At 48.6% G+C, this 22239-nt stretch carries 19 protein-coding genes and 3 pseudogenes; 3 read left to right on the top strand and 19 right to left on the bottom strand.

From position 1 onward, the window contains the following. The first annotated feature begins 311 nt into the window (after positions 1–311). Complete coding sequence (locus tag DWZ60_RS07730; protein WP_227093577.1) at positions 312–2132, top strand: sulfatase-like hydrolase/transferase; 1821 nt, start codon at positions 312–314, stop codon at positions 2130–2132. A 117-nt stretch (positions 2133–2249) separates the two neighbouring features. Here the strand turns inward: DWZ60_RS07730 and DWZ60_RS07725 are convergent, their stop codons facing one another. The 5 genes from DWZ60_RS07725 to DWZ60_RS07705 form a co-directional block, all read right to left on the bottom strand. Continuing rightward, positions 2250–3380, bottom strand: coding sequence for an acyltransferase family protein (locus DWZ60_RS07725; RefSeq protein WP_119221473.1), 1131 nt, complete (start codon positions 3378–3380; stop codon positions 2250–2252). A 95-nt stretch (positions 3381–3475) separates the two neighbouring features. After that, positions 3476–3814, bottom strand: coding sequence for an EamA family transporter (locus tag DWZ60_RS07720; protein WP_022462983.1), 339 nt, complete (start codon positions 3812–3814; stop codon positions 3476–3478). Then, positions 3807–4016: an EamA family transporter gene (locus tag DWZ60_RS18045; protein ID WP_242998502.1), complete on the bottom strand. Its 210-nt coding sequence runs from the start codon at positions 4014–4016 to the stop codon at positions 3807–3809. The genes DWZ60_RS07720 and DWZ60_RS18045 overlap by 8 nt, the downstream gene beginning before the upstream one ends. Positions 4017–4171: 155 nt before the next feature. Continuing rightward, on the bottom strand, positions 4172–5008 hold the full coding sequence (locus tag DWZ60_RS07710; RefSeq protein WP_055227571.1) for a hypothetical protein: 837 nt from the start codon (positions 5006–5008) through the stop codon (positions 4172–4174). Between the two features lie 12 nt (positions 5009–5020). Continuing rightward, the gene (locus DWZ60_RS07705; protein WP_118600536.1) at positions 5021–6088 is read right to left on the bottom strand and encodes a DUF6077 domain-containing protein; all 1068 of its coding nucleotides are present in this window, start codon (positions 6086–6088) and stop codon (positions 5021–5023) included. Positions 6089–6287: 199 nt separating this feature from the next. On the opposite strand from DWZ60_RS07705, the gene DWZ60_RS07700 reads away from it, so the two are divergent. After that, positions 6288–8060, top strand: coding sequence for a hypothetical protein (locus DWZ60_RS07700; protein ID WP_158576355.1), 1773 nt, complete (start codon positions 6288–6290; stop codon positions 8058–8060). 14 nt (positions 8061–8074) lie between these two features. After that, positions 8075–8533: a hypothetical protein gene (locus DWZ60_RS07695; protein WP_117814209.1), complete on the top strand. Its 459-nt coding sequence runs from the start codon at positions 8075–8077 to the stop codon at positions 8531–8533. Between the two features lie 58 nt (positions 8534–8591). Here DWZ60_RS07695 and DWZ60_RS07690 read toward each other — a convergent pair whose 3' ends face one another. The 14 genes and pseudogenes from DWZ60_RS07690 to tsf all read right to left on the bottom strand — a co-directional run bounded on the left by DWZ60_RS07690 (position 8592) and on the right by tsf (position 22139). Further along, on the bottom strand, positions 8592–9572 hold the full coding sequence (locus DWZ60_RS07690; protein WP_055219419.1) for a glycosyltransferase family 2 protein: 981 nt from the start codon (positions 9570–9572) through the stop codon (positions 8592–8594). Between the two features lie 17 nt (positions 9573–9589). Further along, a complete protein-coding gene (locus DWZ60_RS07685; RefSeq protein ID WP_118741696.1) occupies positions 9590–10465 on the bottom strand; it encodes a LicD family protein in 876 nt (291 codons plus the stop codon). After that, a pseudogene (locus tag DWZ60_RS19595) lies at positions 10458–11023 on the bottom strand (sugar transferase). Before DWZ60_RS19595 ends, DWZ60_RS07685 begins: the two are co-directional and overlap by 8 nt. Positions 11024–11853: 830 nt before the next feature. After that, the gene (locus DWZ60_RS07675) at positions 11854–12618 is read right to left on the bottom strand and encodes a glycosyltransferase family 2 protein (RefSeq protein ID WP_119221474.1); all 765 of its coding nucleotides are present in this window, start codon (positions 12616–12618) and stop codon (positions 11854–11856) included. 139 nt (positions 12619–12757) lie between these two features. Then, entirely contained in the window at positions 12758–13318 is a 561-nt protein-coding gene (locus tag DWZ60_RS07670) for a manganese efflux pump (RefSeq protein ID WP_055219426.1), read from the bottom strand. A gap of 80 nt (positions 13319–13398) precedes the next feature. Continuing rightward, positions 13399–14070 carry a ribulose-phosphate 3-epimerase gene (locus DWZ60_RS07665; protein ID WP_117801721.1) on the bottom strand — a complete coding sequence of 224 codons (672 nt, stop codon included), beginning with the start codon at positions 14068–14070 and terminating at the stop codon, positions 13399–13401. A gap of 4 nt (positions 14071–14074) precedes the next feature. Beyond that, complete coding sequence (locus DWZ60_RS07660; protein WP_119221471.1) at positions 14075–14788, bottom strand: zinc-binding dehydrogenase; 714 nt, start codon at positions 14786–14788, stop codon at positions 14075–14077. Continuing rightward, a complete protein-coding gene (locus DWZ60_RS07655; RefSeq protein WP_119207740.1) occupies positions 14707–15087 on the bottom strand; it encodes an alcohol dehydrogenase catalytic domain-containing protein in 381 nt (126 codons plus the stop codon). Before DWZ60_RS07655 ends, DWZ60_RS07660 begins: the two co-directional genes overlap by 82 nt. Continuing rightward, a pseudogene (locus tag DWZ60_RS19590) lies at positions 15084–15787 on the bottom strand (IspD/TarI family cytidylyltransferase). The gene DWZ60_RS07655 and the pseudogene DWZ60_RS19590 overlap by 4 nt, the downstream one beginning before the upstream one ends. Position 15788: 1 nt before the next feature. Then, a complete protein-coding gene (locus DWZ60_RS07640; RefSeq protein ID WP_119221469.1) occupies positions 15789–18527 on the bottom strand; it encodes a translation factor GTPase family protein in 2739 nt (912 codons plus the stop codon). 158 nt (positions 18528–18685) lie between these two features. Next, the gene (locus DWZ60_RS18035) at positions 18686–19093 is read right to left on the bottom strand and encodes a hypothetical protein (RefSeq protein WP_242998498.1); all 408 of its coding nucleotides are present in this window, start codon (positions 19091–19093) and stop codon (positions 18686–18688) included. A 175-nt stretch (positions 19094–19268) separates the two neighbouring features. Next, positions 19269–19505, bottom strand: coding sequence for an FMN-binding protein (locus DWZ60_RS07630; protein WP_119221468.1), 237 nt, complete (start codon positions 19503–19505; stop codon positions 19269–19271). An 8-nt stretch (positions 19506–19513) separates the two neighbouring features. Next, on the bottom strand, positions 19514–20947 hold the full coding sequence (locus DWZ60_RS07625; protein WP_119221467.1) for an FMN-binding protein: 1434 nt from the start codon (positions 20945–20947) through the stop codon (positions 19514–19516). A gap of 254 nt (positions 20948–21201) precedes the next feature. Next, positions 21202–22139 (bottom strand): annotated as a pseudogene (gene tsf, locus DWZ60_RS07615) (translation elongation factor Ts). Positions 22140–22239 lie beyond the last annotated feature (100 nt).

Raw genomic sequence — 22239 nt, 5'->3', positions numbered from 1 at the left:
GCCCCTCCGCTTTTTATGTAAATTCCCGGATTTTCATTTTCCACTCGTATTTTTTAAGAAAATACTATTTTTTTCGTAAAGTTTCTGTTATAATATCGTAAGTTCCCAGTTATATTTTATACCTAACGCTACCTGTTTGTTACCTATTATAAAACACTAAAGAAAACTGGAGGTTATTTACTGTGTCTCGCAAAAAAGTACAGCATGTTGGAAAGATACTTTTTTCCATTCTTTCCGTTCTGTTAGGATTCCTTGGGATCCTTCTTTTTACGTCTTCCCGCTGGATGCTCGCGACCTGGGCGCATCTTGATATGGAAGAACTTGTTTATCACTTAAAGGCACCCCTTGAGGGTACCAGCAAGGATGTGCTCTGGAGTTACGTCTGGTCCTGCGGCATGATCTCTTTTGCCGTTCTTGCTATTCTGATCGCGCTTTTTATTATCCTGCGCCATCGGAAGAAAGTGGAAATCATTCTCGGTTGCATCTGCATTGCCCTGGGAATCGCTCTTTCTTCCTATTCTCTTTATAATGTCTGGACGACGCTGGATATCGATACTTACCTGCACATTCAGAACAGCTACAGCACTTTGATCGAAGATAATTACGTCAATCCGTCCCAGACAACGATTACATTCCCGGAAAAGAAACGGAATCTGATCTATATTTATCTGGAATCAATGGAAAGCACCTATTCTGATAAAAAAGACGGCGGTGCTTACGACCACAATTTTATTCCCGCCCTGACTAATCTTGCCCTGGACAATATCAATTTTTCCAACTCCGACAAGCTGGGCGGCGCTTATCCGACAACCGGAACCACCTGGACCATGGGCGGTCTCTTTGCACAGACGTCCGGTCTTCCGCTGAAGCTTTCGATTCAAGGCAATGAGATGGCTTATCAGGACAGCTTTTTTCCGCAGCTTTCAACACTTGGCGACGTTCTCAATGAAGCCGGCTACAAACAGTACTTTATGATGGGTTCCGATGCCGCATTCGGCGGACGGAAGAATTACTTCACTTCGCACGGTGATTATGAAATTGACGATTACTACTGGGCGATCAGCGAGGGACTGATCCCGGAAGGCTACTACCAGTGGTGGGGCTATGAAGATGCCAAACTGTTTGAGTATGCAAAAGATAAACTGACGGAGATTTCCAAGAATGACGAACCGTTCAACTTCAGTATGCTGACTGTTGCCACCCACTTCGAGGACGGCTACAAATGTGACGAGTGTGATGAAAAGCAGTACGGAGATGACCACTACGGTATGGTGATTGACTGCTCCAGTTCCCGTGTCAGTGAGTTTATAGACTGGATCAAGGAACAGCCTTTTTATGAAAACACGACTATAATTCTTTCCGGTGATCATCTGACCATGGACTCTGATTTTTGTGAAAACATCGATGAAGATTATCAACGTTCTACTTATAACGCTATTTTAAATTCACCCATTCTTCCGGTTCATGAAAAAAATCGGATTTTCACCACGATGGATATGTTCCCAACTACTCTCGCAAGCCTTGGAGCTGTCATTGACGGTGACCGTCTTGGACTTGGTACGAATCTTTTTTCAGACAAGCCTACACTTGCCGAAGAACTTGGCTTCGATGAACTGAATCGCCAGCTCTCTATGGGCTCCCGATTCTTCGATGAACTTGATGCTGATCTTACCCCCGTCTGGGTCGGCGATGGCGAATATCAGAAATTTTATATTAAGGAAGAAGATCGATTTGCCAATAACGAATGGGTAACTTACAATCCACATCAGCTCTGGGCTGACGGTAAGCAGTCTTATTTTATTGATAAGGACGGCCACGCGGTTTCCGGCTGGCAAAAGCTTGAGGATGGGAAATGGTATCATTTTTCCGAGTCGGATTACCATCTCATCGAGGGTCCTTGCGATACAAATCCTGAATTGGAAGAGGAAACACCCGACTCCACTTCGGTAAGTGACATTTCCTCCGCTTCTTCTTTTACAGAAAACGATTTGGATTCCACAGTCGAAAGTTCTTCTTCTGGAATAGATGAGGACGATTTCTCTGAAAATGAGGATAATTCCAAAACCATCAGACATCTAGGCTCTTCTGCGGAAGATGATCCTCACAACCTGTCTCCTATCGATTATCAATAAAAATTTGATAACGATTCAGATCTATGCAATATAAAATAAAATCCCGCAGAAAAAGTTTTCATTTCTTTTTCTGCGGGATTTTTATTTTGCAAAATATTTAAAGCAGTATACGCTTAACTATTGTCTTACGTACAAAAATATGTTTTTTCCCATTTTTTTCACCTGTGTAAGGATCCACTGGATCAGTAAGGCAACAAAAATCGCTGCTAATAAATACAGAATTTTTGTCTGTTCTACGTCCTTCGGCATATAATACCACCAAATATCACTTTTACATCTTGACCAGTCAAACTTCAAAAACAGCTTTGTGCCATTCGCAATTGTTCCGAAAGCAACTTTTACAAGTAAAAAACCCAAAAACTGATTTTCCATAATCGAAAATGTGTTGTCTGCAAGAAGATTAATCCACTTTTTTCTTCCAAATACTGGTTCCATTATCGTTGCAATCCGCATCCAAAGTGCAATTCCAAAAAAACCAATAATAATTGGCATGACCGGTCCTTGATTAAAGTCATTGCACCACGCTGGCGTATAAGCCAACCTAGTTTTATAATGAAGAAAAATCATAAGTTTTGCAGCAAACACAATCGCAAAATACACTACAGATGGAATCCTGTCCACATATTTCTCCAGTATCTTTTTATAAAAAATACCCATTGCATAAAACGGAGCAAAATACAGAATTCTGACCACTGTCAGCCACCAGCTGGTGCGATATTCCATAATCGCCAAAAAATTGCCGCCCATTCCAATAAGTACTGCCCCTGCAAAAAATATCCATTCCGGTATCTGCCATCCTTTTCGCTTAAAAAATGCCCGAATCATACAATTTAATATTTCTACCATAAACAAGGGCACAATATACCAGCCGGCCATATTAAGGACAAACTGATGCCCATCGTTTAAAGGTGAAATCAGAATATTGTGCAAATTAAATTTTCCACCGATTTGAAAGCCCCACCGATGTAATAACCTGACAAGCAGCCCATACGCAATCGTATACCCATACATTGGAAGTATCAGGGTACGAAGCTTTTTACAGACATATCTCCCCGGTCGTTTCAGTGCTGCATCTTTAAAAAAATATCCTGAACAAAAAGTAAACAGCGCCAGATGGATTCCCTCATACGGAAACCATTGCGCAAAGTCCAAAGAAATTCCACCACCATCACAATGTCCCGCAACAACCATCAGAATCGCCACAGCATATAATATCTTAAAACGATAATCTATTTTTTTCTTATTCATAATCAAAAGCCGTTCGTTTGTTGTACGCAGACCCCCTATTTCAAAGGACAAGGACTGCTTAGCTGATATCGCTTTCTTTCCATCATCGGAACGTTTTACGGCAATGTATACACCAGTACTCCCAGGATAATAATCAGATTCCCAATCAGCTTTCCTTTTGATACCTTTTCTTTCAAAACGCCAAAGGAAAGCAGCAGGACAAAGACGTACGTAAAGGTATCCAACACCGGACCGTATTTCAAATCTACCTGTGTGTAGGCATACGTATTTAAAAGAAGTACACTGCCAAAAATCAGATACGCCACAATCACGCGCCAGTTCAGATACTCGCGAAGTGCAGATGCATGCTCCTCGTTGGCGCTCTGTTTCAGCAGAATCTGTGATACTGCTGAAAACATTGTACAGATCAGCATTAAAATCATATATTTATTCATATCGCTGCACCACCATAACTCCCACCAGCACAATCAGAAGGCCGATGATATTTTTTACCGTCAGATTTTCATGAAAAATGAGCACGGCCCAGATCTGGGACCAGATCAGATAGACGCTGCGGTTTGCATATGCGGTTGACAAAGAGAATTTTTTGATTACCTTCTGCCATGCAATAGCGTAAATGCCACAGTTTGCAACCATCAGAAATAAAAATACATATAATAGAGGATTTTTGATTCCTCCCCGTCAGCTGAACCGATGCTGCTTTTGAGAACACACTCGTCAGAGAAAACAGCAGGATATTCAGGTGCAGCTGAATATAATCTTTTGCCTTATTCAAAAACAAGTCCTCCTTCTTACTTTTCTTCCACGCGGAAAATGATATGCCCTTCTACTTCTCTTACCGGGATGCACCCCGCTGTTTCCACATAGGATACTGCCGCTGAACTGCTCGAAAGTACAATATACTCTGCATTCATTTCCCTAAGACTTCTGTAAAATTCTTTCTGATCCAGCGACAGATCCATCTGTGTGATAATCTGAAGGATCTTTGTTTCGTCTTCAATTTCCTGCTCGGTCAGTGCATCGGTTGATACCGTATTGGAGCCCTGATAGGTCAGAACCATATCGCGGTCCAGAACCAGTTCAAACGAAGCATCATACTGCCGCACGATCAGGTTGAAATCCGGTTCAAAGACAACTCTTACGGTTCCCTCTCCCGCTTCTTCGTGCAGCACCGTACAGACGGCCAGAAGATCATCTGGCATCTTGTACTGGTTATCCGGCAGCTTCGGCAGTCCGCCAGCCAGTACGGAATTTCCGCCAAAACAGATGACCGCTGCCAGCGCAGCCGCGGTCAGATACCGTCTCCAGCCTTTTTTCTGCCCGCCCACAACTTTCGTGCAGGCATATCCGATGGTCAGTACCATCGGCAGAATCCAGAAAAACCGGTAATAGACATTGACCATTCCAAGTTTTCCCAGGATATATTTCACCGCAAATGGATTGTATACCGTAAAGGCCAGAAAAACAGCGGTTGTTACGAACACATACCGCTCTTCCTTTTTTCCTTTTAAAGCGAGATACAGCACCGACAGCAGAAACAGCGTCAGTACGGTTGTGTTTCCTCCAAACGTCACAAAGACCTGTCTCACAAAATCGAGGCCGCTCTCATTCAGATTTATTCCGCCCACATTTTCTCCTTTCTACCGCACAACCGGAATCTGCAGGATACCGCGCACACCAAGGAGATAGACCCCAAGCACCAGCACACACGGTAGCACAGCAAGCAGATAGAGCCTGCTCTGTCCCCAGCGTTTTTTCCGCACAAGATTCGGCAGAATCACAGCACTCATGGCCACCGGTACAGTCATCATGGATGACATCGTAAGGTCAATCGCAGCGACGCCTGTCATGAAAAACAGCAGCCAGACTCTCTTTCCGTTTTTCTCCTGATACATGCGCAGACCAAGATAAAACAGAAACGGGAGGATGATATTGCACAATACGGCCTTTCCCTCGTATCCCCTCGTCAGCAGGAACGACGCATTTGAAAAGATCGTATGAAAATTCAGATTCACAACACTAATAAAGCACAGGAGCACCCATACCATCTGTTTTTCTTTTAACAGCGCCTTTCCGATCTGTGCATAGACGAGATAACTTAAAACTACCGTCATCATACAGAGAATCACCTTCGTCACTACGAGCGGATGAAGGCCCGTTAAACGGCACAGTACTGCATTTGCTGCCGGATACATGCTGAACACATAACGGATGTTAAAAAAATCCAGTGCTTTTCCTGTATATGGGTCAAAGCTACTGATGGAATCTGTCGCAAGGTTCGTTGTCACACTTCCCACATAATACGCTGCATCCGCACTGCCGTTTTCCTGCAGTGCAGCAACAAAATACAGCTGGATTCCAATCAGCACCAGCATCACATAAAAAGCCGCCGTCTTTCCTCTCCAGAAACCGCCGCTTCTTTTTCCCCACTCTCTCCACATTCCCAGATGAAGACAGATGGAAGCAATTACAAGGACAGCCACAACAGCAGCCCATACCCATGCGAGCAGATGCAGCTTTGCACCGAGCACCATCATCGGCACAGAAATCAGTTCAAATAAGAAGTAATATGCAATAAAGCCAAACAGCACAGTTTCACCCAGATGTCCGCTCTCATACCTGTTTTCTCTGATAAAAAAAGAACCCAGGCAGCAGAACACTGCGAGCATTCCCAGAAACAGTGCCGGCATTTTTAATAAGGTAATCATGTTTGGTTCCTTTCTTTTCCTTACATTCCCAATCCCACTCATTCTAACATGATGCCCTGTCTGCGTCAAGTAATCGAAATTCTAATAAACATTGACTTTTCCCTGAAATTTTGTATAATTGTGATGTTGAGCGCTTATTTTCCACCCGGCTGTTTTACTTTTTGTTTTAATGATATATGTTACGAAAGGAGCCATTGATATGCCTTTTTCCCGGCATACCCGCAGATCCATGTTTTCCATTGGCGCGGCATCCCTTGCCGCTGCTTTTCTTTTTCTCACCCCGGAAAACACACATGCGGCTGATACTACAGCAAAAATTCACATTCTGACACTCGACAGCGGCTCCAATGCCATCGTTCTGGAAAGTGTAGACGATAATGGCCAGAAAATTTTCGGCATGGTAGACTCCGGCGAGGACTGGGATTACCCTGACGGATCTGATCCGCGTTATCCGCTGCGCAGCGGCATCACAACGTCGACCGGCTACGACGATGAGGTACTCTCCTACCTGGACTCCCTCGGTGTCACCTCCGATAATCTGCAGTTTTATGTTGCAACACATCCGCACAGCGACCATATTGGAACCGGCGATACCATCGTGCGGCTGTATTCCCCCGACCGGGTTTATCTGCTCCCGTATGATGACAGTTATATCTATAATACTGCGCGTCTCTGGGACAATCTTTATGTCTACGACCAGCTTCTTACTGCTGTAGAAGAGACTGAAGGTGTGACCCTGATCCAGCATCTGAATCCCGGTGCCGCCTCCGCAGAAGAAGGATCTCCTGATTTTGCTTTTGGAAATTTCCAGATCCAGATTGTCAACTACGAGGAAGATTATCTCACAAGTCCAAAAGAGGACGCCAACCAGTTCTGTCTTGGTGTAATTGCCTCCGCAAACGACCACCGCGCTTTTCTGACGAGCGATATCGACGACGTCGAGGGCGATGCCAGCCGGATTGTTTCGAACTACGGGCTGTACAGCATTGATCTGATGACTTCCAATCATCACGGATATCCGAATGCTGTCGATGCAGACTATCTTGCTGCCGTCAACCCGGAATATTTTATCCAGACCGGTGACTTCCGTATTATGGATAACGATACCGTCGAGACCCTGACCTCGCTGGGGCTGCGCGTATTTTCCACGACAGAATATTCCGGCGATCTTCCGGCAGTCATTGCTGACTTTTCCGGTTCCGCGGTCACTTCCAACGTGGATGATACCTATGAAATTTACCGCGGCCGTTCTTCCAAGCTCGTTGCTTATCATGACGGCATCCCGTACAGCGGATTTTTCACCCGCGGCGGACAGAAATATTATGCAGACAGCAGCCATCTTCTCGTATGCTCCACTTCCTGGCGCGACACAGAAACGGGCATCGAATATACCTCCGATGAAAACGGCGTGATCACAAACGAACGCCACGTCATCGGCTGGGTAAAACGGGATGGAAAATGGTATTACTACAACGATGATGAAACACCGTATACCGGCTGGCTCACCCTCGACCACAAAACGTATTACCTCGGCGCGGACGGCGTTATGGCAACAGGCTGGCTTCTGCTTGATGGAGATTACTATTATTTTTCCGGCAGCGGTGAGATGCAGACCGGATGGCAGTTTATCAGCAACAACTGGTACTATCTCGCCAAGGATACCGGTATTATGTATTCGTCCGGATGGCACGCTGATCCGGAGACCAAAACGATGTACTATTTTTACACATGGGGAGGTGCCGCACGCAATACGACACTTACCTTAAACGGTTACCGCGTCAAATTTCTTTCCTGGGGCGGTATTTCCGGCAGCACCTGGCTGTACCATGACGGTGCCTGGTATTATGTACAGAAATATTCCTGCGTAACCAATGGCTGGTATCAGATCGATGGCGCCTGGTATTTTATGAATGCGGACGGTTCCCTAAAGCAGAACGAAAGTTCCTGTATGACAACAATCTCTACTTTGTAAATAAGAGCGGAAAAATGTATCAGAACCAGTGGCTGAAATGGGATGGAAACTATTATTATCTCAGAAGCTGGGGCGGTGCCGCACACGAAGGCTGGCTGCTGCTTCAGAATAAATACTATTATATTAATGAGGACTGTACACGGAAAACGGATGAAGCCTTTACGTATGATAACAATCTTTATTTTGTTGATGAAAACGGCGTCATGCCGGCAAACCAATGGGTGATCCGGGACGGTGTCTGGTACTTTACCTACAGCTGGGGCGGTGCGAGAAAATCGCAGTGGTTCTATTATAAAAACAACTGGTATTACTTCAACGATGATGCTTCCATGCAGACCGGCTGGGCAGAAATTGACGGAAAAACATATTATTTCCAGAGCTGGGGCGGATGCGTCACCGGGACGAAAAAAATTGACGGAACAACGTATGTGTTTGATAAAAACGGTGTTCTGCTTTCCGAAAAAGAAAGCTAGAAAAATCCATATAAAAATGCGGCAGAAACGAAAATCTCATTCGTTTCTGCCGCATTTTTTATAAATTTCTTTTCCGGAACAGTGCACGAACGCACTGCCGGTAAATTCCGGTTCCCAGAAACAGGGTCAGATAGGCGATTTTCCGCCCATTCGTGAAGTGATCGCCTTCCAGTACCAGAAGCGGATGCTTTTTAAGCTCTTTTGCCAGCCTCTTCGCAAGCGCCTTTTTCTCCGCGTCCATGGTTTCCAACAGCATCAGCTTGTCCAGCACGAAAAACCGCGCCCAGCAGCAGCGCACACCTGCTTCTTTTTTCAGCGCCGGGTGGCGTTCTTCCACGACATTCTGATTATGATCCCATACTTCCACCGAACCCAGATCTGACCAGCGAAAACCGCTTGTCGTGAGGCTTTCGCGCCGGTGCACATAATAGTATTTCTGTGCTGTGGAAAAGGCCACCTTCCGGCAGTGCTCCATTAACGGAACGATGACGTATGCATCCTCGGCGATTGTTTTCTCCGGATAGACAACGCCCTCGAAAATCTCTCTCCGATACAGCTTGCCCCACGGCATCACGCCGAACACGCGCGCCTTCATCACCTGGCGCAGTCCCTCCTCGCTGTCGGTCACAGATTCGATTCCCTCCTGTTTCAGATCCGGCACCGGCCTTCCTTCATAGAGATCGTATCCGCGGCAGATACTCATTTCGGCATCATATTTTTCCGCCAGACGATACAGTGTTTCCAGAAGATCCTCCGCTGCGAAATCGTCGCTGTCCACAAACGTGATATAACGCCCCTCTGCAAGCGCAACGCCCGCATTCCGCGCCGAACTGACGCCGCCGTTCTCTTTTTGGTGATAACGGATCCGCGCATCCTGTTCTGCGTATGTCCGGCAGATTTCACTGCTCTTGTCGGTGCTTCCATCATCTACAAGAAGCAGCTCCCAGTCCGTAAAAGACTGGGAGAGAATGGAATCCACACATTTTTTTAAAAATTTTTCTGCCTGATACACCGGGGTAATGATTGAAATTTCCGGCATTGTTTTATCCTCTTTCTTTATTTCTTACAGCAGTAGTGTATCCCCTTATACTGCTCATACGGATGATCGAGATCCAGAAACGCCGCATCGTGGTGCCCTTTCTGCTGTTCTTTCGGCGGCAGTTTCATATAATCGCCGAACGCCATGCGCAGATATGTGTCATATCCGACCGGAATCGGCAGGCGCTCATTCTCGAACGGAACCTCCATCGCCGATGCAAAAATCTTTTTCGGATATTTCCGGAGAATCGCCTGCGGTGCGCACATCTCGGTGATGCCGTCCACCCGCGGGCTGTCGATATCAAATTTTGTAATATAGTTCTCTGCCTGCTTCCAGATCCGGTACCGCATCTTCTGCGTCGGAGCCAGCGCCAGCAGAATCGTTCCCAGGTAATGCATAAACGCGCCGTGGCGTTCTTTGGTCGGAATAACCTGCGTGCAGAAGAGCTGGAAAATCTTTCCCTCGATCACTTGCCATTTCCGCGCAAGGTTTCCCGGTGCATAGCCCTCGATCGGGAGAATATCAAGTGCAACGCCGTGGCAGAGATCCATATCGACCTGCTCCTTTTTCACCTGCGTGGTGCGGCTGTCGCGGATGTTCGCAAACGTATGCGCATTGCAGAAGCCCTCTTTCGGGTACTCGAGCTTGTAGATTTTACTCTCCTCCTGTGTATCCCAGATTTTCAGGAACTTCTCGTAATCTTTCCGCGGCATGAAAAAGTCGAGATCATCGTCCCACGGAATAAAGCCGCCGTGGCGGATTGCACCGATACAGCCGCCGCCGCAGAGATAACAGGTCAGATGGTTTCTCTGGCACCAGTGGTAAAACATGACGGCCATTTCCAGATTTTTTTCCTGCAGCCGGCGCAGAATTTCGTCCTCGGTATTAAACATCTTTTTTCTCCTCTTCCTTTGCGTTCAGGCTGATCGTCTGTCCTTCCTCGAGCCCTTCTGTGCTCTCCTTTGTGAAGACAATCTTAAAGGTTGCAAGAATCAGCTTCAGATCCTCTAAAATCGAATAGCTTTCTATGTACATCAGATCCAGCTTCAACTTGTCGTATGCGGTCGTGTTGTACTTTCCGTAAATCTGGGCGTAGCGGTAAGGCCTGCCTTTACTTTCAGACGGTAAGCAAACTCCGGAATCGATTCCTCATATTCCTTTGCAATCTCCGGCCGCTCCGGGCGCGGTCCGACGACGCTCATATCGCCCTTGAAAATGTTCAGAAGCTGCGGCAGCTCATCAATTCTCGTCGCGCGGATCACCTTTCCGACCGGCGTAATGCGGCTGTCGTTCTTCGTTGCCAGACGGGCTACGCCGTCTTTTTCGGCATCCACGATCATGCTTCGGAATTTGTAGACATAGAATTCTTTTCCGCCGATCGTGAGACGTTTCTGTTTAAAGAACACCGGGCCATGGTCATACAGCTTGATGCAGAGCGCTGCGATCAGCATAATCGGCGACGTGATCACAAGAAGAATCGTCGATACAAGCAGATCCAGCAGGCGCTTGCAGAATCTCTGATCAAACGAAAGACCACTGTTTCGCGCGAGCAGAAGCGGTGTATCGAAAATATGGAGCGCTTCCGCTTTCCGTACCATAATATCCGACAGCTTCGGCGTCAGATAGACACGGATTTCTTTCGCATAGCAATATTTCAGCAGACGGTTGCGCAGCTCCGAATGAAGATCGCCCAGGATCACGCCCTCCTGACCGTATGCGTCAATCTGGCGGCAGAGCTCTTTCTCTCCCACTTCCACGCTCACCTTATGTGCTACAATATACTTGTCCGGCCGCTGGTTCATCTTCAGCTCCAGGCTTTCCATCGGGTATTCACCGTAAATCAGAAGCACCTCTCTTGGCGGAAAGAGACGCGCAAACGTCTTCTCAAAAAGCCAGGATACAATGCCTGCCAGCGCAAAGTCCACGAGTGTCATGCCGACCATCGGCAGAATGTACGGCAGGTGGCGCCACAGCAGGATAATCTGCAGATACATCAGCGCATTGGCACAGAATGCCGTCATCATCTGGGAATAGATGATGCTGCTTCCCTTCATGTAGCCGATCTTCATGCCGCCGTAAATGTACATGAAAACCAGAAGAAAAATACCGTAGATCACGACGATAATCTGATTTCCCTTATCCCAGAACGGCTCCAGCCACAGGTGGCTCGCATAGTATCTGTCCCAGAACACAGAAAAAACAGTGCATTCCAGAAGCACAATCGCCGCGACCGCCAGGACACGCATCAGATGTTTGTACTGTTCCCTGTTTTTATAGTTCATCAATCTCTTCCTCTCTTTTTGCCCTTACCGTAATACTTCCGCACACCGTTTACGGCATAGCACGCAAAACAGTACAGGGAGCGGAACGTTCCCATTCCCAGCTCGCGGTAAACACGGTAAGTCATTCCTGCAGAATGCAGTTTATTCCCCGATTTTCCTGTGCTGGACAGCCGGTATTTCAGCAAAGGCTCATCCACACCGCAGGCTTTCCCGTATTTTTTCAGGATCCGCAGCCAGTCCAGATAATCCTCGTGGCACTCGTCCTTTTCCATCGGGAATTCCAGCAGAACGCTTCTTTTGGCCAGTACCGACGAGCAGCCGATCACGTTGCCGCGCAGCAGCATTTTGTAGGTGATCCGCTCCGGGACAGAAAAAATCTTCTGCTTTTCCGGTTCCTGATCGTAAATCAGCTCCCGACCCGTACAGCAGAGCACATCACCGGTCTTTGCAAGGGCTTTTTCCTGCTTTTCCAGTTTTTCGGGATCCCAGTAATCATCCGCGTCCAGAAAGGCAATGTAATCGCCCTTTGCGAGCTGTACACCGCGGTTTCTGGATGCGGACGCTCCTTTGTTTGTCTCATTCCGGATATACCGTACCCGGTCATTTTCTCCGTAACGCCCCATCTTTTCCATCGTATCGTCCGTGGAATGGTCGTCGATCACCAGGATTTCCAGCGGGGTTTTTGTTGTCTGGCAAAGGACTGAGTCGATTGCCTGAAACAGTGTTTCTGCACCGTTGTACGAAGGGATTACTACTGAAATCATGTATTTTCCTCTCTTACTTTGTCTGCTGCATCTGTTTTTTAAATTTTCCAGCAGCAAACCTCCTACTTTTATAGCATATCTGCACGGGCTTGTCAATTTTACGCCGGGATCTGCTGGTTTTTCTTTCTTACATGTAATTCTATGTGAGCTTTAAAAACGCCAGTAAATAGAACAGAATTCCTCCGAACAGTGCTCCGTTTCCGCCGTTTTTCTGCCCCGTCTTTTTTCCGATGGCAGTTCCGGCATACATCGCCGCCATTCCGACCGCGAAGGAGGCAAAAAAGATCTGTCCTCCTGTCACCGGAAGATCCGCGGCAAAGACGCCGGAGACAATTCCATCCACCGACATCGAAACCGCCAGCAGGCCAAATTCCAGTGGGTGGAGCTGTTTTTCCAGATGTTCCAGTCTTGCTTCTGGTTTTCCCTGCTTTTTTCTTCTGCGTTTTCTCAGTTCTTCGAAAATTTTCAACGTTCCCATAAGAAAAAAGCAGCCCGCACCCACTCTGGTTCCCCATTCCGGTCCTGCGGACTGCAGAAATCTTTTTCCAAACTGCGCGGAAGCAACCAGGGCAGCACTGCAAAACAGATTCAGCAGCGCCGTCATGCCGGGTGAAATTCTCGTATTGCTGCTTCCATATCCGATGCTTACTGCAAAGTTATCGGCTGAGAGCGCCGCAGCAAGCAGAAGCAATTCTACCATATGACACGCTCCGTCATTTCTCACTTTACAGTATTCGTCTGTTTTTCAAACCGTGCATCCCGGGAAGGCAGTTCTTTTTCTTATTCCACTGCTTTCCGGAATTCCCGGATTTTTTCTCCGAAGTGCGATACATCGGTGCAGAAAATGCTCGAAGTTCCCGCCACAAAAATGCTGGCTCCAAAGGAACGCAGCGTCGCGCCGTGCTCCTTCGTAATGTTTCCGTCCACTTCTAAAATGATGTCCTCCCGGTGCATCTCCTGCAGAAATTTCTGCAGCTTTTCCGCCTTGCGCAGCGTACTCGGCACAATTTTCTGTCCGGCAAAGCCCGGATTCACCATCAGAAGATTGACGCCGTCGATATAATCAAGCACTTCCTCGATCTGCCCGATCGGTGTCGCCGGGTTGATCGCGAGGAACCGCTTGCAGCCGTACGGCACGAGGTAATCGAGCGCGCGCTGCACCTGGAAAGTGCTCTCATAATGAATCGTCACGATGTCCTCTTTGTAAATGCCGATCCACGGCAGCTTGTACTCCGGGTCTTTAATCATCAGATGAAGATCGAGCGGAATACTCGTCAGTTCCCGCAGTCCGCGGATGTAGTCGACGCCAAGGCCGAAGTTCGGAACGAACTCGCCGTCCATCACATCGATATGGAGATATTCGACTTTTTCTTTTTCAAATACATCGATCGTCGCCTGCAGATCCACAAGGTTTGAGCACATCATGGATGCCGATATCTGACTTTTTCTCATATTTCTACTCCCATGAAACCATTACTTTGCAGTATGGCTCTTTATGATTTTTCATCAGTTCCAGTCCGTCCATCAGCTTTTCGGACGGGAAACAGTGCGTGATCAGCGCCTGTGCCGGGATTTTCTTCTTCGAAAGCGCATCGAGTGCCTCCGTCCAGTCGCAGGCTTCATCTTTTTCATAAGAAGAATTCCACGTTCCCATCAGGTTCAGCTGTTTGCGCAGGATGCGCCAGTACACGTTCTTTTCCATCGCAAGATCGCCCGATGGATTTCCCATCAGCACGATGCTTCCGCCCGGTCTTGCAAGAAGAACTGCACTGGAAACGGCCTGCGGCGTTCCGACCGCTTCTACTACAACATCCGCCTGAATCGCTTTACTCTCCTCTTCCGTCACATATGAGATGCCCGGGATCTGTTCTGCGATCGCACGTTTTGCTTCGCCCCGTCCAATCACAAAAACGGTTTCGGCGCCGAGCGCTTTCGCCCACGCTGCCGCTGCAAAACCGATCATGCCCGTTCCGATCACTGCTGCGGTATCGCCCGGCTTCACACCGCTTCGTTTCACCGCATGAAGCGCCACAGAGAGCGGCTCCAGCATTGCTGCCTCGCGGAAGCTGACGTTTTCCGGCAGCTCCATCAGGTTCCAGTCCGGCACGGCCACGTATTCCGCAAAGCCGCCGTCCCGGCGCGAGCCGAGGTAATCGTAGTGTTCGCACATCTCATATTTTTTCTGCCGGCACTGCGGCAGGTGCGGCATGGGATCAGCGGGAAAATGCCGACCCGTTTTCCAACTCGCTCTTCCGGCACACCCTCGCCGTATGCGGCAACCACGCCTGAAAACTCGTGACCCGGAATCGTTGGAAAATGGTATGTTCCGTTTGTGAAAATCCGCGGAATATCGGAGCTGCAGATTCCTGATGCCTTTACCTGCACCAGAACCCAGCCGGATGGGATTTCCGGTTTTTCGATGTCTTCCCTTCTTAAATCATTGACTCCATGCAGCTCGTATGCTCTCATTTCGTTTCTCCTTCCACAATCGTACAGAAACGCTCCAGGTCGCTCCTTGTTGTAATCTTAAAGTTCCGCTCATCCCCTGGGATCATCGCCACATCCATTCCATGGCGGTAGGCAATTTCACTCGTTCCCCTTGTGAGGGACAGCTCCTCTTTCGATGCTTCCCGGTTGATCTTCGCGTACGGATGCAGCCGGAAGGCTTCCGGCGCCTGACCGGCAAACAGCGTGCTGCGCTCCAGCAGATGGTCAATTTTCGTTCCGTCGCTGCTCTGATAGATCGTGTCCTTCATCGGCAGCACCGGCATACAGCCTCATGATCGGCAAGCGCCGCAAGGCAGTCGCCAATCAGCTGTTCGCTCACCAGAGGCCGCACGCCGTCGTGGATGATCACACCGTCGTTCTCCGATACGGAATCCTCCACGCAGACGGTAAGGCCATTATGAATGGATTCCTGCCGCGTATCCCCGGCATCCGCAAAGGCGAGAAATTTCGTAATCCCGTCTTCTTCCATCCATCCGCGGATCTTCTCTCTCCAGGCATCTGCCGCCACGATGACGATTTTCTCAACGGCACTGCTTTTCTGAAACTGCTCCAGCGTATACAGCAGAATCGGTTTCTTTTCCACTTCCAGATACTGCTTCGGAAAATCCCCCATCTGCATTCTCGTTCCGATTCCCCCCGATAGTATGATTGCGTAATTCATCTTAAGCCTTTCCTTTGCTCTTTTTACTCTCTTTTTTTCGCTCTTCTTCCAGCTCTTTTAAAAAGTCTCCCAGTTCTCCGGAGGCGTTCTCCAGCAGGTACGACTTCGTTTTCTGTTCTTTCTCCAGATAGTTTTCCCGGATCTGGCCGTTTGTATGTTCAATCTCGGTGCGCAGATCCCGTGCGGAGAGACGATGCGCGCCCGCTCCCATAATGATGATCTGCTCGAGACCGTCCGAGGAAGCCACCGTTACGTTGCCGTTGTGGCCGATCCTGTGAACCGTTTTCTCGATGTACTGGTCAGCCGTCTCCGCCTCTTTCGTATAAACGACATGAATATTATGGTACATGCCGACCTCACCCTGGTTGCCTTTTACTTTGTAGGCATCAAAGACAAGAATCAGCGTCATTTTTTTATATCCCTGATAATTTGACAGGATGTCCATCAGTTTTCCTCTGGCGCTCTCAATATTATACTTCGCCAGCTCATTTAAATCATCCCATGCAAAAATAATGTTATAGCCGTCCACCAGCAGATATTCCTCCTGCGGCTCCTTCGGGCGGTTTGATTTTGCATATTTGGGATCCCCGATGCCGGACGACGAGGTGACCGGACGTGTCCGCCGCTCGAAACCGGCGCGCTTCCGCTCCACTTTGCCGTATGTCCTCGTAAAGATTTCTTCCAGCTCCTTTGCCTCCTGCAGGGAAGCTGCCATCGGCACGCGGTCGGATGCTTTTTTTGCTTTCTGCACAGAGGATGCTCCGCCGCTCCGGTCTGCCGCAGATTCGGCTGAATCGCTTTCTTCTTCCGGATTTTCCAGCGTGTATTCCAGATGCATATGGTCTTCCACTTCATTCCATGGAACGACAAAGCCTGCCCCGTGGGCACAGAACACAGAACCCGTCGGATTTTCCACATCCGCCTCGGAATCGTAGCCGATGGAGGCAATCACTTCCTCCGCGTTGTGACACGGCTCATATCCTTTTAAGGTACAGAACACTCTTCCGCGTCCCCGGCTGTAAGCAGTCACTTCTTTCTGATAATCCCGCATCGTCACAACCGGTGCGGTTCCGGTGATCACTGTCATATCGCCTTCCATTTCCGGCGGTTCAAAGCTGCCGTACATCCGCTGGATATCGTTCAGCGCCCGTCCCGTCGATTCCGACGGAATTTCCAGACGGAACGCATAGACCGGCTCCAGCAGAACGGATTCTGCTTTTTTCAGCCCCTGCCGCACCGCACGGTACGTCGCCTGGCGGAAGTCGCCGCCCTCGGTGTGCTTAATGTGCGCACGGCCCTTGACTAGCGTGATTTTCATATCGGTAATCTCCGACCCGGTCAGCACGCCGGGATGCTTCCGCTCCAGCAGATGTGTGAGGATCAGACGCTGCCAGTTGCGGTCCAGGGTGTCCTCGCTGCAGACGGTTCCAATCTGCAGTCCGCTGCCCGGTTCTGCCGGCTCCAGCAGCAAATGAACTTCCGCATAATGGCGCAGCGGCTCGAAATGGCCGACACCCTCCACGGTACTGCGGATCGTCTCTTTGTATACAATATTTCCGGCTCCGAATTCCACCCATTCGCCGAAACGCTCGTGGATCAGACTCTTTAAGATCTCGATCTGCACCTCACCCATGACCTGCGCATGGATTTCCGCGAGGCGCTCATTCCAGACAATGTGGAGCTCCGGGATTTCTTCTTCTAACTGGCGCAGTTTTCCAAGCATCTGATGGACATCGCAGTCCGGCGGAAGCTCGATGCGGTACGTCAGCACCGGCTCCAGCACCGGTTTTTCCGCCTCGGTTTCGTTGCCGATGCCCTGACCGGAGAAAGTGCTGTTCAGTCCCGTTACGGCACAGATCGTCCCCGCCGGTGCTTCCTGTACCATCGTATAGCCCGCACCGGAATAAATACGGATCTGGTCTGCCTTTTCTTCGCCGAGCATCTGCTTCACCTTCAGCACGCCGCCCGTGATTTTCAGATGCGTCAGACGGTTTCCTGCCGTGTCCCTTGAAATCTTAAAAACGCGCGCGCCAAAATCCCCGCCGTACTCCGGCGTTTTTGTAAACCGGTCCAGAATTTTCAGAAATTCCGTCACGCCCTCCATCTTGAGTGCAGAGCCAAAGCAGCACGGAAAAACCTTCCGCTCTGCGATCATCGTGCGGATCTGGTCTTCTTCCACGCTTCCCGTTTCCAGATACTGCTCCAGCACGTCCTCATCACACATGGCGAGTTCTTCCAGCAATTCTGCGTTCTGGAGATCCTGCGAGAAATTCAGGCAGTGCTCTGAGAGACGGCTCTGCAGTTCTTCCAGCAGTTTTTCCGCATCCGTGCCCGGCTGATCCATCTTGTTGATAAAGAGAAAGACCGGGATCTCATACCGCGCGAGCAGCCGCCACAGGGTTTCCACATGCCCCTGCACGCCGTCCGCACCGCTGATCAGAAGAACCGCATAGTCCATGACCTGTAAAGTGCGCTCCATCTCCGCCGAGAAATCCACATGGCCCGGCGTGTCAAGGAGTGTGACCTCCGTCTCGTTCAGCTTCAGCACGGCCTGTTTGGAAAAGATCGTGATGCCCCTTGCTTTTTCCAGTTCCTCCGTGTCCAGAAAGGCGTCCTTGTGATCCACTCTTCCGGCTTTCCGGATCTGGCCTGTTTTATATAAAACTCCCTCTGCCAGCGTCGTCTTTCCCGCATCGACATGCGCTAAAATGCCTACCGCCAGTTTTTTGGTTTTTTCCATTTTTGTTTCATCCTGTCTGTATGATTCATATTTTTCAGGCCCCCTCATCCCCTGCGGCCCGACTCACTGCTTATTGTACCACAAAACCTCTCATTGCGGAACCCCGGAGTGAAACGCAAAAAATCTCAAAGCGGATTTCTCTCCTGCTTTGAGATTTTTTATGCTATGTTCTGTTTTATCTCTCCCCCGCCATCGGCTGCCGATCTGCAATTTTCAGGAAAACAAATCCCAGTGCAAAGAAAATCGCCAGGCATGCAACCGCCACGTTGATCGTTCCGCCTGCCAGTTTTACAGCTGCAATAACTGCAGAACCGAGGAACGATGGTTACTCTGTCTTCCAACGTCATATCCGTTTCTTTTAAAAGTTCATTTGCAAGAAGTGTACCGTACTCTGCATGATGGGCAACCTGCATACAGTGTTTCTGCGAATGATCCGTATATCCCAGCTGTCCCAGGTTTTCGTTTCCTTTTTCAGATATGCGCTGCATCCATTCCAGACTCCAGCCTAACCGCTGTATTTTTGCTGTTCCTGCCATTTCTTTCAGAATATTTTTTACTACAATCACGATCGTAGCACATTTGTATTTTAACTGCTATCCTGTTCCTATAAGGTCTATATCAAATGATTGTTAAATTTTTTATATTTTTGATGCAGTCAGGCGGGGTTCTGTTACAGCAGAAAAGCACTGCAAATACAGATGGATGTATTTACAGTGCTTATTTTGAGATTATTTTTGTTTTTTAATTCTGTGCGTCTTCGTATTCTTTTACTTTTTCTTCATACTGCTCCTGGCTCTCGATCGTATGTTTTACAATATGACCGTGCTCTTTCTGCTTATGTGCCAGATCCCGGCCAGGACGCGGTGCATATTCGTCTTCCGGGATTTCGAGTGCATTGGCGGTGGCGTGAATGATACCGTTGCTGCTGTAGGTGGCACCGCTCAAGGCGTCGATGTTAAGGCTCTGTTCTTCTTTCATCTGCCCTATCACGTAAGGCGCTGCACGGAAAAAGTATTCCTCGGTGTCGCAGTAGGAAGGATGGAGATGTCGGTCACTTTCTGGTTTTCTACCGTTACCTGCACTTCGACATCCCCGCGGAAGGCATCGGCGGTACCCGTGCAGATGCCGTCTTTCAGGTCGTGGAAACGGCCGGCGTCCAGGAATGCCTGTTTTTCTTCCGTTGTATCCGTCGATTCAGATGCTGTATTTTCCTGTACAGTATTCTCATCTCCGGCGGCTTCTTTTAACGCATTTTGAGTGGCCTCAATCAACCCTTTACTGCTGTAGGTGGCGCCGGAAACGGTATCTATCTCCTCGGCACTCTGTTTTTTCATGATTTCCGAAAAGATTCCTGACTTTGCTCTGTCCAGATATGTCTGATCATCCTCGGCGTTCTCTATCGTCAGTCCGGTTATCGTTCCCTGTTCCACTTTTACGGAAACGGTCACGGTTCCGCGGTAGCCTTCTCCACTTCCGGAATAAGTGCCGTCCTGGAATCTGCTGTCCAGATTCTGTTCTGCCGTATCAATGGCCGCATCACCTGCTGTCTTACCAACGGAACCGCTCTCGCTCCGGATCAGGAACTGTGACGCTGCAATCGTAAGGCAGGTCACCCCGACACCGATCCACACGCTGTATCGGTACTTCCAGTGTGCATTGTTCTTCAGACATCCGTTTATACATACCCCGCATCCAATACACTCGCCGCCTGCCGTCTGCTCTTTTTCTGTCAGATCAATTCCCATGGTACATTTTGCAGTACAGAGACGGCAGCTTCCGCATTTGCTCCGCGGTTTTACAATTTTTAACAGCGTACATCTGGAAATCATGCTGTAGATGGCTCCTATGGGACAGAGATACCGGCAGAAAAAGCGCTGGATTAAGACGGATCCGACGAAAATCACCAGAATCAGCGCACCGCCAATCGAAAACATCGGCTTCACGCCCGGCCAGTGTCCGATGGAACTGTACTGTCCAAACACCTGCCACGGCCCTGCGATGTTCCATTTTATCATACCGCTCCATACGAAGACTGCCCAGAACAGGAGCACACCATATTTGATCCAGCCTGTTGGAACATTTCTTCCACTCTTCTTTGAATTTGAATGCAGGTTTTTCGCACCTGCTTTTCGAAACCGCTTTTTCAGCTTATTTCCTGCAAACCACAGAAAATCCTGCACAGCCCCGAAGCTGCAGAAATATCCGCAGAAAAACCGTCCCACAATAATCACCGCCGGAACCGTCGCCAGCACCATCCATACCGAATACCTGATCCGTTCCCACGAAACCGTCCCCTGATAAACTGCGGAAATAATCGTCCCAACCGCAGAAAACTGCGCCTCAAACAAGCCCGGGATCAGCAGGAAAGAAAGGATCTGAATCACTGCTTTCGGCCAGTTTCTTTTGTCTTGTTTTTTCAAATTTGTTCCTCTTTTCTTATGTTTAACGTTTCATCTCCATTACCGGACCATTCGATTTATGTTCCTGGATTAATTCACAAATCTCCGAAAGATTCATTGCCGGGAAATCTCCGGGGACGGTATCCTTCAGGGCACTTACTGCATTTCCGATGGATACTGCCTGTGACAGTAAAAAACCCTCATAAATCGTGTATTTTCTGCACATTTATGAGGGTTTTATATTTTTGCGTTATTTTTACAAATTCACAGTTGAATTATGCGTTCATCTGTTTAGCAACTTCCTCAGCAAAGTTCTCTTCTTTCTTCTCGATTCCTTCACCGGTCTCGAAACGAACGAAACCTTTTACTGCTACGGTTGCGTTGTTTGCTTTAGCAACCTGTGCTACGTACTGAGCTACGGACTGTTTTCCGTCTTCTGCTTTTACGTATACCTGGTCAAGCAGGCAGATCTCTTTGAGCTCTTTGTTGATACGGCCCTGGATCATTCCCTGGATAACTTTTTCCGGTTTCTGAGACTCTTTCGGGTCGTTCTGAATCTGAGCCATGAGGATTTCTTTCTCATGTGCGATGTAATCAGCGCTTACTTCGTCGCGGTTTGTGTACTGCGGACGAAGAGCTGCAATCTGCATTGCAACGTTTTTAGCCATCTCTTTGAGGTCATCGTTTACAACATCTGTCTCAACGTCAACCAGAACACCGATTTTACCGCCCATATGAGTATAAGAAGCAACGAAACCGTTCTCCTCTTTTACCTGCTGGAAACGACGGATGTTCATGTTCTCGCCGATGGTAGCGATCTGATGAGCCAGCTCTTCGCCAACGGTCTCGTTGGTATCGAATTTCCAAGGCTCTGCCAGGAATCCTTCTACGTCTGCTGCAGTTGTATCCATAGCCTGCTCTGCAACCTGTGCTACATAGCCACGGAATTTCTCGTTCTTTGCAACGAAGTCTGTCTCAGCGTTTACTTCTACAGCGACAGCTTCTTTCCATCCTCGGATACGTTCAGCATAACGATACCCTCAGCTGCGATTCTGCCAGCTTTTTTCTGAGCAGTAGCAAGTCCTTTTTCTCTCAGGAACTCCATTGCTTTGTCCATATCACCTTCGGTAGCTGTAAGAGCTTTCTTGCAGTCCATCATACCAGCACCGCTTACTTCTCTTAACTCTTTTACCATTGCTGCTGTAATAGCCATTGTTTTATTCCTCCGTATACGTGATTCAGCAGACTGCATCTTCATGCCGGTCTGCTATTGTGAGATTCGCCGAAGGGAACCTGAATTTCAAGTTCCCCCC

It is taken from the genome of Blautia sp. AF34-10, from assembly GCF_003477865.1.
Classification (GTDB): Bacteria; Bacillota; Clostridia; order Lachnospirales; family Lachnospiraceae; genus Fusicatenibacter; species Fusicatenibacter saccharivorans.
This window is presented reverse-complemented; position numbering and strand designations above follow the sequence as displayed.

Excerpts from the sequence above, each read along its gene's own strand:
- DWZ60_RS07730 (WP_227093577.1), top strand. The coding sequence starts at position 312 with ATGGAAGAACTTGTTTATCACTTAAAGGCACCCCTTGAGGGTACCAGC.
- DWZ60_RS07725 (WP_119221473.1), bottom strand. The coding sequence starts at position 3,380 with ATGAATAAGAAAAAAATAGATTATCGTTTTAAGATATTATATGCTGTG.
- DWZ60_RS07720 (WP_022462983.1), bottom strand. The coding sequence starts at position 3,814 with ATGAATAAATATATGATTTTAATGCTGATCTGTACAATGTTTTCAGCA.
- DWZ60_RS18045 (WP_242998502.1), bottom strand. The coding sequence starts at position 4,016 with ATGGTTGCAAACTGTGGCATTTACGCTATTGCATGGCAGAAGGTAATC.
- DWZ60_RS07705 (WP_118600536.1), bottom strand. The coding sequence starts at position 6,088 with ATGATTACCTTATTAAAAATGCCGGCACTGTTTCTGGGAATGCTCGCA.
- DWZ60_RS07700 (WP_158576355.1), top strand. The coding sequence starts at position 6,288 with ATGCCTTTTTCCCGGCATACCCGCAGATCCATGTTTTCCATTGGCGCG.
- DWZ60_RS07695 (WP_117814209.1), top strand. The coding sequence starts at position 8,075 with ATGTATCAGAACCAGTGGCTGAAATGGGATGGAAACTATTATTATCTC.
- DWZ60_RS07690 (WP_055219419.1), bottom strand. The coding sequence starts at position 9,572 with ATGCCGGAAATTTCAATCATTACCCCGGTGTATCAGGCAGAAAAATTT.
- DWZ60_RS07685 (WP_118741696.1), bottom strand. The coding sequence starts at position 10,465 with ATGTTTAATACCGAGGACGAAATTCTGCGCCGGCTGCAGGAAAAAAAT.
- DWZ60_RS07675 (WP_119221474.1), bottom strand. The coding sequence starts at position 12,618 with ATGATTTCAGTAGTAATCCCTTCGTACAACGGTGCAGAAACACTGTTT.
- DWZ60_RS07670 (WP_055219426.1), bottom strand. The coding sequence starts at position 13,318 with ATGGTAGAATTGCTTCTGCTTGCTGCGGCGCTCTCAGCCGATAACTTT.
- DWZ60_RS07665 (WP_117801721.1), bottom strand. The coding sequence starts at position 14,070 with ATGAGAAAAAGTCAGATATCGGCATCCATGATGTGCTCAAACCTTGTG.
- DWZ60_RS07660 (WP_119221471.1), bottom strand. The coding sequence starts at position 14,788 with ATGTGCGAACACTACGATTACCTCGGCTCGCGCCGGGACGGCGGCTTT.
- DWZ60_RS07655 (WP_119207740.1), bottom strand. The coding sequence starts at position 15,087 with ATGAGAGCATACGAGCTGCATGGAGTCAATGATTTAAGAAGGGAAGAC.
- DWZ60_RS07640 (WP_119221469.1), bottom strand. The coding sequence starts at position 18,527 with ATGGAAAAAACCAAAAAACTGGCGGTAGGCATTTTAGCGCATGTCGAT.
- DWZ60_RS07630 (WP_119221468.1), bottom strand. The coding sequence starts at position 19,505 with ATGAAAGAAGAACAGAGCCTTAACATCGACGCCTTGAGCGGTGCCACC.